Origin of the sequence: Paenibacillus chitinolyticus NBRC 15660, from assembly GCF_000739915.1 — a bacterium.
Classification (GTDB): domain Bacteria; phylum Bacillota; class Bacilli; order Paenibacillales; family NBRC-103111; genus Paenibacillus_F; species Paenibacillus_F chitinolyticus.
In genome coordinates, this window is record NZ_BBJT01000004.1 from 150,955 (window position 1) to 165,291 (window position 14,337).

At 51.2% G+C, this 14,337-nt stretch carries 16 protein-coding genes; 2 read left to right on the top strand and 14 right to left on the bottom strand.

Annotation, left to right across the window (positions count from 1 at the left end; genetic code table 11):
* Positions 1-122: 122 nt before the first annotated feature.
* A complete protein-coding gene (locus PCH01S_RS10665; protein ID WP_255246835.1) occupies positions 123-923 on the top strand; it encodes a hypothetical protein in 801 nt (266 codons plus the stop codon).
* Between the two features lie 231 nt (positions 924-1,154).
* On the opposite strand, the gene PCH01S_RS30865 is transcribed toward PCH01S_RS10665, so the two are convergent.
* Entirely contained in the window at positions 1,155-1,301 is a 147-nt protein-coding gene (locus tag PCH01S_RS30865; protein ID WP_009677149.1) for a hypothetical protein, read from the bottom strand.
* Between the two features lie 137 nt (positions 1,302-1,438).
* Between PCH01S_RS30865 and PCH01S_RS10670 the strand changes: the two genes are divergently transcribed.
* Positions 1,439-1,978, top strand: a complete 540-nt coding sequence (locus PCH01S_RS10670; RefSeq protein WP_241688815.1) for a hypothetical protein — start codon at positions 1,439-1,441, stop codon at positions 1,976-1,978.
* Between the two features lie 226 nt (positions 1,979-2,204).
* Here the strand turns inward: PCH01S_RS10670 and PCH01S_RS10675 are convergent, their stop codons facing one another.
* The 13 genes from PCH01S_RS10675 to PCH01S_RS10740 form a co-directional block, all read right to left on the bottom strand.
* A complete protein-coding gene (locus PCH01S_RS10675; RefSeq protein WP_042229140.1) occupies positions 2,205-4,100 on the bottom strand; it encodes a putative bifunctional diguanylate cyclase/phosphodiesterase in 1,896 nt (631 codons plus the stop codon).
* Complete coding sequence (locus tag PCH01S_RS10680; RefSeq protein WP_042229142.1) at positions 4,097-5,587, bottom strand: PAS domain-containing sensor histidine kinase; 1,491 nt, start codon at positions 5,585-5,587, stop codon at positions 4,097-4,099. The genes PCH01S_RS10675 and PCH01S_RS10680 overlap by 4 nt, the downstream gene beginning before the upstream one ends.
* Before the next feature lie 215 nt (positions 5,588-5,802).
* On the bottom strand, positions 5,803-6,174 hold the full coding sequence (locus tag PCH01S_RS10685; RefSeq protein WP_042229143.1) for a DUF423 domain-containing protein: 372 nt from the start codon (positions 6,172-6,174) through the stop codon (positions 5,803-5,805).
* 119 nt (positions 6,175-6,293) lie between these two features.
* Positions 6,294-6,599 carry a hypothetical protein gene (locus PCH01S_RS10690; RefSeq protein ID WP_042229144.1) on the bottom strand — a complete coding sequence of 102 codons (306 nt, stop codon included), beginning with the start codon at positions 6,597-6,599 and terminating at the stop codon, positions 6,294-6,296.
* A 150-nt stretch (positions 6,600-6,749) separates the two neighbouring features.
* Positions 6,750-8,261 (bottom strand): DHA2 family efflux MFS transporter permease subunit, encoded by a 1,512-nt coding sequence (locus PCH01S_RS10695; RefSeq protein WP_042229145.1) that lies wholly within the window; start codon positions 8,259-8,261, stop codon positions 6,750-6,752.
* Positions 8,236-8,706, bottom strand: a complete 471-nt coding sequence (locus PCH01S_RS10700) for a MarR family winged helix-turn-helix transcriptional regulator (protein WP_042229146.1) — start codon at positions 8,704-8,706, stop codon at positions 8,236-8,238. The genes PCH01S_RS10695 and PCH01S_RS10700 overlap by 26 nt, the downstream gene beginning before the upstream one ends.
* A 282-nt stretch (positions 8,707-8,988) precedes the next feature.
* A complete protein-coding gene (gene kduD / locus PCH01S_RS10705; RefSeq protein WP_042229148.1) occupies positions 8,989-9,744 on the bottom strand; it encodes a 2-dehydro-3-deoxy-D-gluconate 5-dehydrogenase KduD in 756 nt (251 codons plus the stop codon).
* 29 nt (positions 9,745-9,773) lie between these two features.
* Positions 9,774-10,523, bottom strand: coding sequence for a DeoR/GlpR family DNA-binding transcription regulator (locus PCH01S_RS10710; protein WP_042229150.1), 750 nt, complete (start codon positions 10,521-10,523; stop codon positions 9,774-9,776).
* A gap of 38 nt (positions 10,524-10,561) precedes the next feature.
* Complete coding sequence (gene kduI, locus PCH01S_RS10715; protein ID WP_042229152.1) at positions 10,562-11,392, bottom strand: 5-dehydro-4-deoxy-D-glucuronate isomerase; 831 nt, start codon at positions 11,390-11,392, stop codon at positions 10,562-10,564.
* A gap of 408 nt (positions 11,393-11,800) precedes the next feature.
* Positions 11,801-12,265 (bottom strand): hypothetical protein, encoded by a 465-nt coding sequence (locus PCH01S_RS10725; protein WP_042229155.1) that lies wholly within the window; start codon positions 12,263-12,265, stop codon positions 11,801-11,803.
* 129 nt (positions 12,266-12,394) lie between these two features.
* Positions 12,395-12,817, bottom strand: coding sequence for a DoxX family protein (locus PCH01S_RS10730; protein WP_042229157.1), 423 nt, complete (start codon positions 12,815-12,817; stop codon positions 12,395-12,397).
* 417 nt (positions 12,818-13,234) lie between these two features.
* The gene (locus PCH01S_RS10735; RefSeq protein ID WP_042229159.1) at positions 13,235-13,861 is read right to left on the bottom strand and encodes a hypothetical protein; all 627 of its coding nucleotides are present in this window, start codon (positions 13,859-13,861) and stop codon (positions 13,235-13,237) included.
* An 82-nt stretch (positions 13,862-13,943) separates the two neighbouring features.
* Positions 13,944-14,315 (bottom strand): YybH family protein, encoded by a 372-nt coding sequence (locus PCH01S_RS10740; RefSeq protein ID WP_042229161.1) that lies wholly within the window; start codon positions 14,313-14,315, stop codon positions 13,944-13,946.
* Positions 14,316-14,337: the final 22 nt, after the last annotated feature.

Consider the following 14,337-nt stretch of genomic DNA (forward strand, 5'->3'; position numbering starts at 1 on the left):
ATAGAGAAAGGCTCCAGATATAATAATCGGGAGCCATTTGCATTTTAATAGTGAATACTTTTAAGTAATTTTATGCGCTCACTAATGTGATATAATATCCAGCATATTACAATTCAGGGGGAATGGATTTGACAGAAGAAATAAACAAGGGTAAGCATGAAAAATCTTCAAATGGACTAATTGGTGAAGCGCTTATTGTTATCTTAATAACGGCCTTCGGCTATCTTGCTGGCTATCTTTATGAAGTTGGTTATAAAGACTATTATGAGCTGCCAGACATGTTTGTAGAGGTAGGATTACCGACAATCATTAAATCAACATGGAGTTTATTTAGGTCTATAATGATTACGCTCCTTTTTATAAATATTTTATCCTACCTTGAAACAAGAAGAGTTGAGATTTCATTAAGCTATATTAGTCTAATGGGCTATATAGGTGCGTTTAGCATTCTCTATAATCTCGGTTCGATTGGGACCTTAGCATATGGCCTCTTTTTTGCTTTCACGATCATAGCTTATGTTATTATTCCTCTTGTTAAATATAGAGAAATCAAAAGCTGGATAGATCGAATTTTTTACACTGAGAAAACAGGCAGAAATAATATTTTTAAAAACATTTCTCAAAAATATGGAACAAAGGTAACAGTGATCTTCTTGTTCTTCGCAATCATTTCTTGTAATATGTTCCTCGTTCAAGAAAAAGGAAAAAATGACGCAAGAGAAGAAACAGAGTATTTAGTTACTAACACAACAGAACCAATGATCGTCATTGACTCGTACAAGGATTATTTTATACTTGCACCGGTGGACATTAAGAATAAGACTTTTACCCCTCAGTATAAATTACTTAAACAATCCAAGGATACCCCGGACTTACCTACTTTTGAAAAGAAAAAAATTGGACCACTTAAACCAAAGGAATAGCTAAACAACCCACTATCTTACCTGTTAGTGGGTTTATTAAATTGGTGCAAATTTTGGACAAAAGTGTAATTTAAAATAGTCACGTTTTGAACCGTTTGTCCTTACATTTTGGTCACAAGTGTGATCACAAAGACTTCAATAAAGACATTTTGTCCATGGCTCAAAAAACACCCGAAAATGCCGGGAGGCTTTGTCCCATAAGGAATTACAGCTTTTCAAAGCCATTATTGTTCACCCTGTAAAATAGGGTATAAATTGGGCTCCGCACATGATATAGCCTTTATCCGTCGTCACGACAAGCAGCGTCGTTTTGGGCAGCTTTACTTCTATCGCAATGGCCGTATTTCCATCCAGTTCGATGGGTTCCACTTTCATCATAATGACACATCTCCTCGCTTCAAAATCATACGCAGTATATGCCCGGTAAAGAGTTTTGGTTCCCGAAAAACAGAGTGTATCTAAAGACCCATTTCATGCTATAGTAAAAGGACCAGATTTAGCGAGACGGAGGTCTTATGACTACTAACAAGAATCAAACATCCAAACAAGGCCATTTGTTTACCGTTAAAATTTTGATGGAAGAAGAGACGAATGGCCTTGCGCTTCAAAAGCTGCTGCAGGTCTTGAATAACGCTAATTTCACGGATTTTACGATCGAGCAGGGAATTGAGCTCGGCAAGCTGATCGCATTAAATACGCCTTCCTCCGGCACATCTTCGACCGGTCCTTCTTCACAAGCTGCCGGATCGGACGGTACCCCGGCTTCCTCCGGGAACCAGGCGGCTTCCGCATCCAAAACCGGCTCGTCCGCGCCTTCCACTGCATCCGCTTCCAACCAGACCCGCCCCCAGGTCGAGGAGCAGCTCCGGAAGATGATCAAGGACAACACCCTGATCCGCCTTTCCGTCGTAAAAGGGGCCGGCATCCGCCTCAATCTTCCCTGCCGGGTTCTGAATTTCGATGAAGAATCGGGCAACGTTACCGTCTACCATGTGGACGAAAAGAAAGTCTATCTGTTTAAGCTCAACGAGATTGACAATATGTCCTTGCATTAAAAAAGGCCCGGCGCATACGCGCTCGGGCCTTTCTTCTATAGGGCGGCGAGATTGACTAGCGTAAAACGGCGCCGCATCGGGGACCTGAACCGCATCCCGGTGCCGTTTTCTCTCAATCGCGAGTCTGGCTTCTAAAAACTGAGGCCAAAGCTTTACCGCTTTAACTTTCGCGGTTTTTTCCGCATGCCTGCAGCCTTATCGACTGATCCGCACCTTCTCGGCCGACCTAGGCTTCCTTGAGCCTCCCGGCGCTGCAGGTGATCCGGCGCAGCATAGAGCCCATCTTATCCGCCGTTAGAGGCGGGCTGAACCAGTAGCCCTGAACCTCATGGCATTGATTGCGGTGCAGAAAGGAAAGCTGCTCCTCCGTCTCCACGCCCTCGGCGATCACTTTCAAGTTTAAGTGCCGCGTCATGGAAATAATCGTGGCGACGATAGCGGCGTCGCTCGGGTCCTCCATGATGTCCCGGACGAAGGAACGGTCGATTTTCAGCCGGTCGACCGGAAATCTTTTCAAATAGGACAGGGAGCTGTATCCCGTGCCGAAATCGTCGATGCTCACCTGGACACCGAGCTGCTTCAGCTCCAGAAGCGAAGCGATGGCATGCTCCACGTCCATGGTCATACTCTCGGTAATCTCCAGCTCCAGAAACTGGGGAGCCAGCCCCGTATGCTGCAGCACCTGATCGACTTTCGCCTTCAGATTATGCTGGAGAAACTGCCGGGAGGACAAGTTCACGGATACCGGAACTTTCGGTAGGCCGGCATCCTGCCAGGCTTGGTTTTGCTGGCACGCCTCGTGCAGCACCCACTCCGAGATCGGCACGATCAGTCCCGACTGCTCCGCAAATGGGATGAAATCGCCCGGCGGAATAAAGCCCTTCTGAGGATGGTTCCAGCGGATAAGCGCCTCCATCCCTACGATTTGACCGCTTTCGATCTCGACCTGCGGCTGATAATGCAGCACGAATTCGTTGTTTGTAATGGCCCGTCTCAGGTCGTTTTCCAATTGGAGTTTCTGAAGAGAGACGGATCTCATTTCGGAGTTGAAAATCTGGATGTCGCTTTTTCCGTTCTCCTTGGCCCGGGTGACGGCCATATTCGCATGCTTCATCAGCGTATCCGCATCCTCGTGTTCGCGCGAGAGCAGCGAAATGCCTATACTTGCCGTAACGTGCAGCTCGTACTGCTCCAGCATGAAAGGTTCCTCAAGCACGGACAGCAGCCTGGAGGCCAGTTGCAGGGCCTGTTCCCGCCCCTGAATGCCCGTATAGAAGAAGGCGAATTCGTCGCCTTCCGTTCTGGCGATGAAGTCGTTATCCGAGACGCAGCGGGTGAACCGTTCCGCCACTTGAAGCAGCAGCATGTCCCCGTAGTCGTAACCGAAGCAGTCGTTAAACAACTTGAACCCGTCGATGTCCACGTACATGACCGCTACCCGCTGATGGTGGCTTTCCGCCAGATGCAGCGTCTCCGTAAGCTGCTCCTTGAACAGCCGCCGGTTCGGAAGGCCCGTCATATCGTCGTAATAGGCCATATGCCGGAACTGTTCGTCGGCTCTCCGCCGTTCCGTGATATCCTGGAACATGAACAGGAACCGCCGGTTTGCCCCCTCCGTCTCAAGCGGCACACCCGTAGCCGACAAGTCGATCCGGTACCCGCTCCGGTGGAGCACCGGGATATCGAACAACTGCGGCGTCCCCGTGCGCAGATCTCCATAGCGCTGCTTGAGCTTATCCTTGTGCTCATCGGACACGTAGGCTCCGAAAGAATTGCCGATCAATTGCTCGTTCGTCGCTCCGAGGAGCCGTTCCATGGTCCGGCTTACCCGGGTTAATTTGCCGTGCTCATCCGTTACGCTGATCGCGTTCGGGCTGTAATCGAATAAAGTGTCCAGCAATCGGGAGGTTTCATCCGCAATTGGCGGATCCGCCGGCTTGTTGTCCAATGCCGGAAGTCCTTCTTGCCCGGAAGCAGCGAGGTTTCCGCGCTTGTTAAGGGTATACAGCGCCCCCGCCAGTACGGCCGAGGCTCCCAGGCAGATCCAGACTGCATAGGCTCTCAGCAGCACACTTCCGATCACGATAACTGCTGCATACCCGCCTAAGAGAACCGGTATCATTTCCGCTTTTCCTCCATTTCGCCGCTTTCTCTGTTTATGGGCAGCCGAACGTAAACGATCGTCCCTTCCCCTATGACGCTTTCAATCTGAAGGGTGCCTTTATGCTCCTCCACAATTTTGCGGCTGACCATCATGCCCAGTCCGCTGCCCTGATCTTTCGTCGTATAGAAGGGCACGCCGATCTTGTCGATCAAATCCTGCGGGATCCCGCTTCCCTGATCCGCAATGGCGAAACAAATCCGCTTGTCCGCCTGCTCCTGCAGCCGGATCGTGATAAGTCCTCCGTCCGGCATGGCCTCGATCGCATTTTTCAATAAATTCACGAACAACTGCTTGAGCTGATTCTCGGCACCCATCATGCCGGACAGGCTGCCGTCCACATTCGTCAAGAATTGGACGTTCTTGAGAATGGCCTGCGCTTCAAGGAGCGCAAGTACATGCCGGATCACAAGCTCCGGATTTAACCAAGCGAATTCGGACGCTTTGGGCTTGGCTAGCATAAGCAGCTCCGAAAGGATGAGATCAATCCGGTTAAGCTCGGACATCATGATTTCGTAGTATTCCTGCTTCCCCTCCGCCCCGGACTGCAGAAACTGAGTAAAGCCTTTCAGAGCTGTCAGCGGATTCCGGATTTCATGGGCGACACCCGCCGCAAGCTGCCCCACGGCCGACAGCTTCTCGGACGTTCTCAGCCGTTCTTCCGTTTCCCTGCGCCTCGTTACGTCTTTGTCTATCGCATAAATCCCTTCCACGTGGCTGCCTACCTGAATCGGAAGCGTGTTGACCTCCACGGTAATCCAGCTTCCGTCCTTGCGCGAAACATTGAATTCGCCTGTCCCGGTTCTGCCGCTTTTCGCAGCCTCGAAGAGTTCCGCCGCCGCCACCAGGTCTCCCGGGAAAATGAACCTTTTGCAGTGATGCCCCGCCAATTCGCCCGTCTCGTACCCCGTGATCTGCCTCATCGTAGAATTAATGCTTACAATGTGCCCCTTCATATCCACTATGCAGACGATGTCCGGATTATACTCGAAAAGAGGCCCAAGCTCCTGACGGCTCCGCTCCAGCTTTTCTTCCATGGCTTTCCGGCTCGTCAGGTCCTGCAGCTGCGCATAATAGACGAAGGAACCGTCCGTACCGGGGAGAAGAGACACGTTCAGCATCGCCCAGACCCAGTGCCCGTCTTTATGCCGGAACCTTTTCTCCATCTGCAGTTTTTTGGTTGCGGCCAGTTCCTTCCACCGGCTCATCCAGTCCCCCGTGCCGACCGCTGCGCAAACGATATCGTCCTTGTTCATTCCGAGAAGCTCCCGGCGCGTATAGCCCAGCATCCCGCAGAGCACTTCGTTCACTTCAAGAATATCACCCTGCTGATTCACAACCGCCATTCCGATCAAGGCCTCTTTGAACGCGTAGGCAAACACGGGAATCATAGCGGGTGCGATAAAGCCCGATTCGCTATCCTCATCTGGACTGAATGTCTTATACATCCGGTATTCCTTTCAACCAAAAGGATTTTGGGTTTGTTGGCTTTATACGGAGGGTCATCCTGCAAATCCGCCCTCAATCGACATTATCGTCTTCCGACAAACACCTGAATCGACAGACAACCGTGCAAATGGTAACAACTTCTACGCAATAGGTAAATTTTCCTGCTATTATTTAAGTCCCTTACAAAAAAGAAAAGAGCCGTTTTATCCGGCTCTTATTTCATTGCGGCAATCGCCAGCATAACCCAGCCTGCCAGGAACGCAACCCCGCCGAAAGGCGTAATGGCCCCTAACACTTTAATACCGGACAAGCTCAGGACATAGAGACTCCCGGAAAATAAAATAATTCCGATCACAATCGCCCAGCCCGAAGCATTAACCAGGGACTGGTTCTGCGTCAGACGATCCGCGGCGAGACCGATTGCGATAAGGCCAACCGCATGAATCATATGATACTGCACGCCGGTCTGGTAGACGGCAAGCATATCCGCACTGATTTTCGTTTTCAGCATATGAGCGCCGAAAGCCCCCAGCGCCACCGCCAAAAACATATTAACGCTTCCCAGCATCATGAATAAACGCATCATGTCTCCATTCTCCTTTGTAAGCAAAGTCGTCTCTCCCCATGATAGCCGATTATCCGCGAAGAATCCAATCGGGATACGGTTTTCAGCCGCCTTCTCAGCCCTGCCGGGAGCCTCGCGGATTACTCCGTTTCACCCACGTCGTGCTGGCCGATAATGAGCACCTGCGGCTCTAGGTAGGCACGGGTCGTAAACGGGTGCTGGAGCATGTCCACTTCGATGTCGACCACTTTAAAACGGGCCGTTTCGATGCCCTCCCTCTTGTCGTAAACGACTTCGAATTTCTTGAGGCCGAGCGAATGTGTAACGACCGAAGCGCCCACCGTCAGTGCCGCCCCTTCGATCTCCCCGTGTACAAAGAGCTGCTCCGTCATAGCTTCGTTGTTCATATCGACGATTTTAACCCATTGGCAAATGCTGCATTTCATTTGATAAGTCCCCTCTCTCTGCAAAGCTTGCATGGTTCCAAAATTCGACAACTCCTCGATGGATTCCTTCCTGGAGCATGCTGTTCCGGAGCAAAAAAAATCGTCCGGAAGCAGCCTTGGGGGCTGCGTTCGGGACGATGTCCGTTTTACCTATTTCGACGAAACCGTGACGGCTTCGGCGTCTTTGTTTTCGATCACGACACTCTCGTGCTTGATCTCGACGTGCGGCTTCACTTTACGGATAAAGAAGGCCATAACGAGAGCGGCCACCGTCATCCATGTCGCCACGACGAAGGAATGGTTAATGCCGTAAATCGCGGACTGCTGGGCAATCTCCGCCATTTTGACCTTATCGGCGGGATTGATGCCGCCTGCGGCAACGAGCTCCGCTCCATGGGACTTGGCCGCATTGGTCATAAGGGACACGAGCAGGGCGGTACCGATGGCGCCGGCCACGTTCCGGAGCGTCTGCGACATGGCCGATCCGTGCGCGTTCAAACGCTGGGGAAGTTGATTCATTCCTGCGGTCTGGATCGGCATCATCAGCATCGACATCCCGAAGCTGCGGATCGTGTAGATCAGAATAAGCGTCGTGTACGTCGTATCCACGGTAAGCTTGCTGAATTCGTAAGTTGTCACGGCCGTGATCAAAAGACCTGTGACGGATAGCCAGCGGGCTCCGACTTTATCGAAAATAATACCGGTAATCGGGGACATGATCCCCATCAGGATCGCGCCCGGCAGAAGCAGAAGTCCGGATTCGAACGGCGTAAATCCGCGGATGTTTTGCAGATAGAGCGGGAGAAGAATCATCCCGGAGAACATGGCCATCGTCACAATGACGTTAATGACGGTCGTAAGGGAATACATGTTGAATTTGAACACCCGGAATTCCAGAATCGGCTTCTCGGTCACCAGCTCGCGCCAGATGAACAGGATGAGCGAAACGGCTCCGACCGCCAGACAAGTCACAACAATCGTGCTGTCCCATCCGTCTTTACCCGCGTCACTGAAGCCGTAGAGCAGTCCTCCGAAACCGAGTGTGGATAGAATAACGCCGAGAATATCAAGACGCGGCTTGGACGTGCGCGTCACGTTTTTAAGCGATACGGCTCCGAAAATCAGGGCAAAAGCGGAAAGCGGGATAATGATGTAGAACAGGGCGCGCCAACTGTAATGCTCCATAATCCAGCCGGACAGCGTAGGACCGATAGCCGGGGCGAAAATCATGGCGACGCCCATCATGCCCATCGCTTTGCCGCGCTCTTCCACAGGGAAGATCGTCAGGAAGACGATCGACATCAGCGGCATTAGCACGCCTGCGCCTGCCGCCTGGACAAGACGGCCGGTCAGCAGCAGTTCGAACCCAGGGGCGAATCCGCTTATGATCGTGCCCAGCGTGAACAATCCCACCGCGGCGATAAACAGCTTCCGCGTCGTAAAACGTTCGATCAGAAAGGCGCTGATCGGGACGAGAACGCCGCTGACCAGCATATAGCCGTTGGACAGCCACTGGATGGTGTTCTCGCTTACTTTGAGGTCCTTCATCATGCCCGGCAGGGCGACGTTGAGGAAGGTTTGGCTGAGCAGGGCGACGAACGCTCCGATCAGCAGGGAGGCCACAATGGGCCCCCGTTTAAATTGGGGTGCTTCTGTACTCATGGGTTTCTTCATCTCTCACTTTCTGTAAAATCTCTAGGATTTGTGTATTGATACGCTCCAGCTGCCGCTGATCCTCTTCGGATACCGAAGCGAGAATATACAATCGGTCCATGTGGTCCCGTTCGACCAGGTTCCACTGCTCCAGCCCTTGCTCCGTCAGTTTGAGCGTAACGGACCTGCGGTCTGTCTCCGAACGCTCCCGGGAAACGAGGCCCGCTTTGACCAGACGGTCCACAATCCCGCTCGTCGTGCTGGTCCCGAGCAGAATATACTCGCTGAGTTCCCCCAATCCGATAAGCGGATGTTCTTTCAGATTTTTCAGGGTAAGCAGTTGGACCGGCGTCAGGCCGTACAGTTGAGCCGCCTTCATCAAGACTTGGAAAAAAGCCTGATTGACCTCACGATAGGATTGAAAAATCCGGTGAATGCGATCCTGTTCCTCCAATACGAATTCCTTCCTTTCTTTACTATTCGCCTGCAAATATTTTGCATACGAAATATTATAGGACTTAAAGAGTTTCTAGTCAATCATATTCCTATAAACTTAATAAGTCTTTTATGCGTCCCTTTTTCCACTCCTATTGATTAAACTTATTTGTCCAACGCAAAAAAAGCCCTTGCCGGGTTGAACGAGAAGGATGTTCTCATTGTAACCCGGAAGGGCATGGCTTTGTGCAGGGGAGTTCGGCCCTGTCCCGATGAAGCGGAAAAAGCAGGGCGGGACGGATTAGCGGACCATCCAGCCCCCGTCGACGCACAGAATGTGTCCGTTCATGTAATCCGAGGCCCGGGATGCGAGCAGCACCGCCGGTCCGACCAGATCCTGGGACGTGCCCCAGCGTGCCGCCGGAATGCGCTCGAGAATCTGCTTGCTGCGGACCGGATCGTCGCGCAGCGCCTCGGTGTTGTCCGTGCTCATGTAGCCCGGTGCGATGGCGTTGACTTGAATGCCTTTGGAGGCCCATTCATTCGCCAAAGCTTTGGTCAGGCCGGCTACGGCATGCTTGCTGGACGTGTAGCCGGGCACGTTAATGCCTCCCTGGAACGACAGCATGGAGGCCACATTGATGATCTTGCCGGAACCCTGCGCGATCATATGGCGGCCGGCAAGCTGGCAGAGCGTGAACACGGAGTTCAAGTTCACGTCCAGCACATCCTGCCAGTCCTGGTAGTCATGCTCGGCGGCCGGCGTGCGCCGGATGATGCCCGCGTTGTTGACCAGGATGTCGAGTCCGCCCAGGCCTTCGAGGGCCTGGCCGATGACGCCGGACAGCAGGCTGCGGTCGGAGACATCCGCCTGGATGGTGACCGCGCGGCGGCCGAGGCTCTCGATCCGTGCCTTGACGTCATCCGCCGGCGTCCGGTTCGTCACCAGCGCCACGTCCGCTCCCGCCTCGGCCAGACCGATCGCGATAGCGGCGCCTAGGCCGCGGCCCGCCCCGGTTACGACGGCTTTTTTGCCGGACAAATCAAATAAGTTCATTCCGTACACCTTCCTTAGCCTAACGGTTATTAGAGGGGGGCCTGCAAAATGTTGACGGCTTCCCCGTATTTGCTCAGCGTCTCGGAACCGATGCCGCTGTCGGTGATCAAGTAGTCGATCTCGTCAAGCCCGGCAAACGTGATCAAGGCTCCTTTGCCGAACTTCTTGTGGTCGGCGACGCAGTAAATCGTTTTGGCGCATTCCATGTACACGCGCTTGAGCCTTGTCAGCTCCTCCGTGAAAATGGTCAGTCCGTAATCCGGATGAATGCCGGTCGCGGACAGAAACAGCTTGTGTACGTTGAGTTTCTTCACCCAATCCGGATCGGTGCCGACGAGCAGGTTATGATGCCGGTACCCGCCCGGCACGACAAGCCGGATCTGGTCCTTGGCCGTCAGCTCCCGGATTATGAGCAGATCGTTGGTCAGGACCGTGAGCGGCATGTTCTTCACCTTGCGGGCGATCTCCAGCGTCGTACTCCCGGCGTCGAGCGCAATGATGTCGTGCGGTTCGATGAACGTCAGCGCGTATTCGGCGATGGCGGATTTTTCGCGGACATGCTTGATATTCGGAATCTGCGGCAGCAGGCTCTCTTCGTCCGGCAAAGGGACAGCTCCCCCGTGGGTCCGCTTCAGAAGCCCCTTCTCCTCCAGCTTCTCGAGATCCTCGCGGATCGTCTTTTCCGTGACCTGAAATTTATCGCTAAGCTCGGAAACTTTGACGCTTTTCCGGCCTTCCAGTTCTTCCAGAATGGTACGATGGCGTTCAGCAGCCAGCATGAATAATTCCTCCTTGCCTGTCAAACAGGTTCATGCTTCTACTTTAACTCGTTCATAGGCACCATATCCATATCTTTAAAGGTATAATTTTCACCGGCCATAGCCCAGATGAACGAATAGTTGCTGGTTCCCGCTCCAGAATGGATGGACCAGCTCGGCGAAATCACGCCTTGTTCATTGGAGACTACGAGGTGACGCGTTTCCGAAGGCTCGCCCATCATATGGAATACGCGCGCGTCTTCCTTCAGATCGAAGTACAGGTAAGCTTCCATTCTGCGGTCGTGAATATGAGCCGGCATCGTGTTCCATACGCTTCCCGTTTTGAGCTGGGTAACGCCCATCATCAGCTGGCAGCTCTGGATGCCGTCGGCATGAATGTACTGGTTCAGAATCCGCTCGTTGGACGTTTCCAGAGAGCCGAGGTGGTTCGGATTCGCTTCCTTGATGGAAATTTTTCTCGACGGAATTTCCGCGTGAGCGAGAGCCGAACAGAAATAAACGCGGGCCGGATTCGAAGAATCCTTGCTTGCGATCGTCACTTTCTTGTTCCCTTTGCCCACGTACAGCGCATCCAGACGGCCCAGCTCGAAGCTCTCTCCGTCCGCCGTAATGACGGCGTCTCCGCCGATGTTCAGGAAGCCAACCTCGCGGCGCTCCAGGAAGTATTCCGTTTTGAGCGTTTCGGCCGCTTCAAGTTCCAGCGTTTCCTTGACAGGAACCGCGCCTCCGATGACCATGCGGTCATAATGGGTGTAAACCATCGAAATGCGCTCTTCCTGAAACAGATTTTCGATCAAAAAATCGTTTCTCATGCGTTCGGTTGTAAACGTTTTAAAATCAGCAGGGTTGGTCGTGTGACGGATTTCCATATGGTGTAACCTCCTATAAGGTACGTTTATGTTCATTTAAGTTCGTTTTAAGTGTATCATAACAATAGCGAACATAAAAGGACTTTTTTCATATGAGATCGATAAACCCTTTTTTCATAGATTCGGGCGGCCGCCGCCACCTTTCTATTAATCTCGCATACGATAATCTCAGAAAGGAGGAACGAGTCCCCAACCCGCACAACGGACCCTGCCGGCCCTGCCCCTCCTCTTCCCATATAAAAAGCGGCCGCCCTCCGGAAATGAAGGCGGCCGCTTTTCCTGTGAGCGGACTGGTGAGACAGGCTTCGTCTCCAATCCGGGGAAGGCGTTCCAAAATGTTTTCGATCAGCAGCCTGTAAGTCTTGTCGTGTTCGAACAATGTTTTCTCCACTTACATGTTGGCTTGCTTTAATATTCTCCTTTGATTACAAAAAACGATCCCCGAATGGTTCCGGCTAGTTTGGACTTCTGCCTGGCAAACTTAAACTTCCCTTCTAGCTCCTGCGGTACCTCCATTCCCTCGGAAAGCTTAAAACCAACGGCCCGCTTCTTAGGGTCATCCACCGTATACATGACATTGAGCGCAAGTCCGTCCTCATAAAAGACGTAGGTAAATTGGATATTTTCCACTTGGAACTGCGACGTTTCCAAAGGCTTGGCCGCAAACGCAAGACCACGTTCTTCTTTCAAAATCCGGTTCACGTAATCAAGGTTCTCCTGACTTTCACTGGCGGGTACAACCGTAAATTCATGCTTGTATTTGTTCATAAAATAACGGGCTTCGTTAGCACGCAATCCAGCAAGCGCTTCCGCTACAGGTGAGGACTCTAAACCAACTGTGGACACATTTTTAAAATCAACGATATACGACATTTAAATCTCTCCTTTTATGTTTTGGTTTTCAAAAACGGAGGGTACCGAATGCAGTCTCTCCAATTTAACATTTTAATAGTAGGAATCTATTGGTTGTACGAAGGAGCAGCCGATAATTTCACCGCTTCCTTACATTTTGCGGCTCCCCGGACGCAGCGCCCACGAGGCGATATTCAATGCGGCATAGAAAAGCGGAAGGATAAGATTAAAACCATAATCACCATAATCGTCAGCAAACGCATGAGATAAAGCCGCACCCGTCATTAAGAAGAAAATACCGGCGTAAGCCCATTCTTTAAGCCGGGGAAAACCCGGCACGATGATAGCAATGACCCCAAGTAATTTCCAAGTCCCAAGAATGCTCGTGACGTATAAAGGGAACCCGATATTTTTCACTAAGTCCACATTCCCCCCATATCGCATGAGTTGCCCGATACCGCTTAACGTAATGGATATTACGAGCAGTAATGTGAAGGTCCAATAAGCAATCGTTTTTCCGCGGTGCCGGGTTTCTTCTTTGACGGTTGTTTCCGCACTTATGATTGTACTCATTTTGTTTCCTCCTCATTGTTTTAAATGAAACTTATTCAGGTCCAAATCTTGTTAATTGGCTGCTTCCTAATTGGACACCATTTGGTGTCACTTTGAATTATAGGACACCATTCGGTGTCGTGTCAAAAGTATTTTTTAACGCCTTATGCAAACTGCCGGCCGGCTATGTGTGTCAACATTTCATGCCATCTGGCTCTCTGATTGAATGCAAAAAAGCTCCGGCGCGTTAATGCCGAAGTTTTTTGATCATGAGTCCGTTTTGGCGGGCGTTTGGAGCGGGAGGGGCCCGTCCTTTACAGGCGAAAATTGAGAAAAGAACCAGCGTCGGCCGGCTCCTGCGTTATTTTATGCAGCTATACGAAAACAACTTCATGTCTCAACATTTTAATGATAGAGCGTGGGCCATATCTATACAGCTCATGTATTTTCAATATGAAATTCATATTTCTCAAAACGATTTCTAAGATTTTCATCGTGTGGCAACCACTCCGAATCACTCCACAAAGACATGCTTAAGAATTCCGACAGTTGATCCACGGCTTGTTCCGGACTCGTAATCTTTATGAATTCGTCAAAATCTTCCTTACGGATATCCAACACTTCCCGCAGGCGGTCATCATGAAGGCGCTCCTCTTGGAGTTCATAGTCCTCTCTCGTCCACGGTCCGCAGAAGATTCTTTCCGCTCCGATATCTCCATTCTCGAAAATCGACAACTCAAATATTTCATCATTTATAAATCCGATCGTCACCACCGGCTCCTCGATAAGCCGGGACAACGCTTTGCCGATCTTCTTCACCGTACCCCATACAAAATAATCGTGGAGCACACTGATCCAGTTTTCGTTGCTTTTGCTTACATAAAAGACAAATGTATTGTCTTGAGCTTCATTTCCCGTCTTGTCCGCATCCGAGACCGCTCGGTTTTGAACGGACGATTTCTTACCTAATAATTCGGGGGAACCTTCGCTAAGCTCTCTTAATGCTTTAAGAGCTTTCTCCAGGTTATTCGACTTGATGTGCAAATTCGCAAAATTTCTTCCCACAGGTCGGCCTCCTCAAATTGTATTTCCTACTATTCTTGTTCATGTCCTATAAGGTTCGCCTCAATAATCCCACTCCCTTACCCTACTGAACGGCACCGCTTAGATGCTCATGCACAAGCTTCCACTCGCCCGCAGCGTCCTTGACGAACACATTCGTCCCGCGCCCGCTGCCCGAAACGAACTTCCCTTCGTGGTAGCCTTCCCAGCAGTACGTGTAGATGCATGCGGCCGACTGCGGCCCTTCCGCTATCCACTGCACGTCACGGACCGAATACACTTCCTCCCGTATAAGGTTCCACGTGTTCTCAAAGTACGCCCGGATCTGCTCCGGCGTCGTGCAGCTCTTGTCCGTAAACCAGTAGACCGCCTGCGGGTGTAGAATTTTTCTCACTTCATCAAAGTCATGCGTGTTCGTAGCTGTTATGTATGCTTCCAGTGCGTTTTGGTATGTCATGCTGCATTTGTCCCTTCTTTTT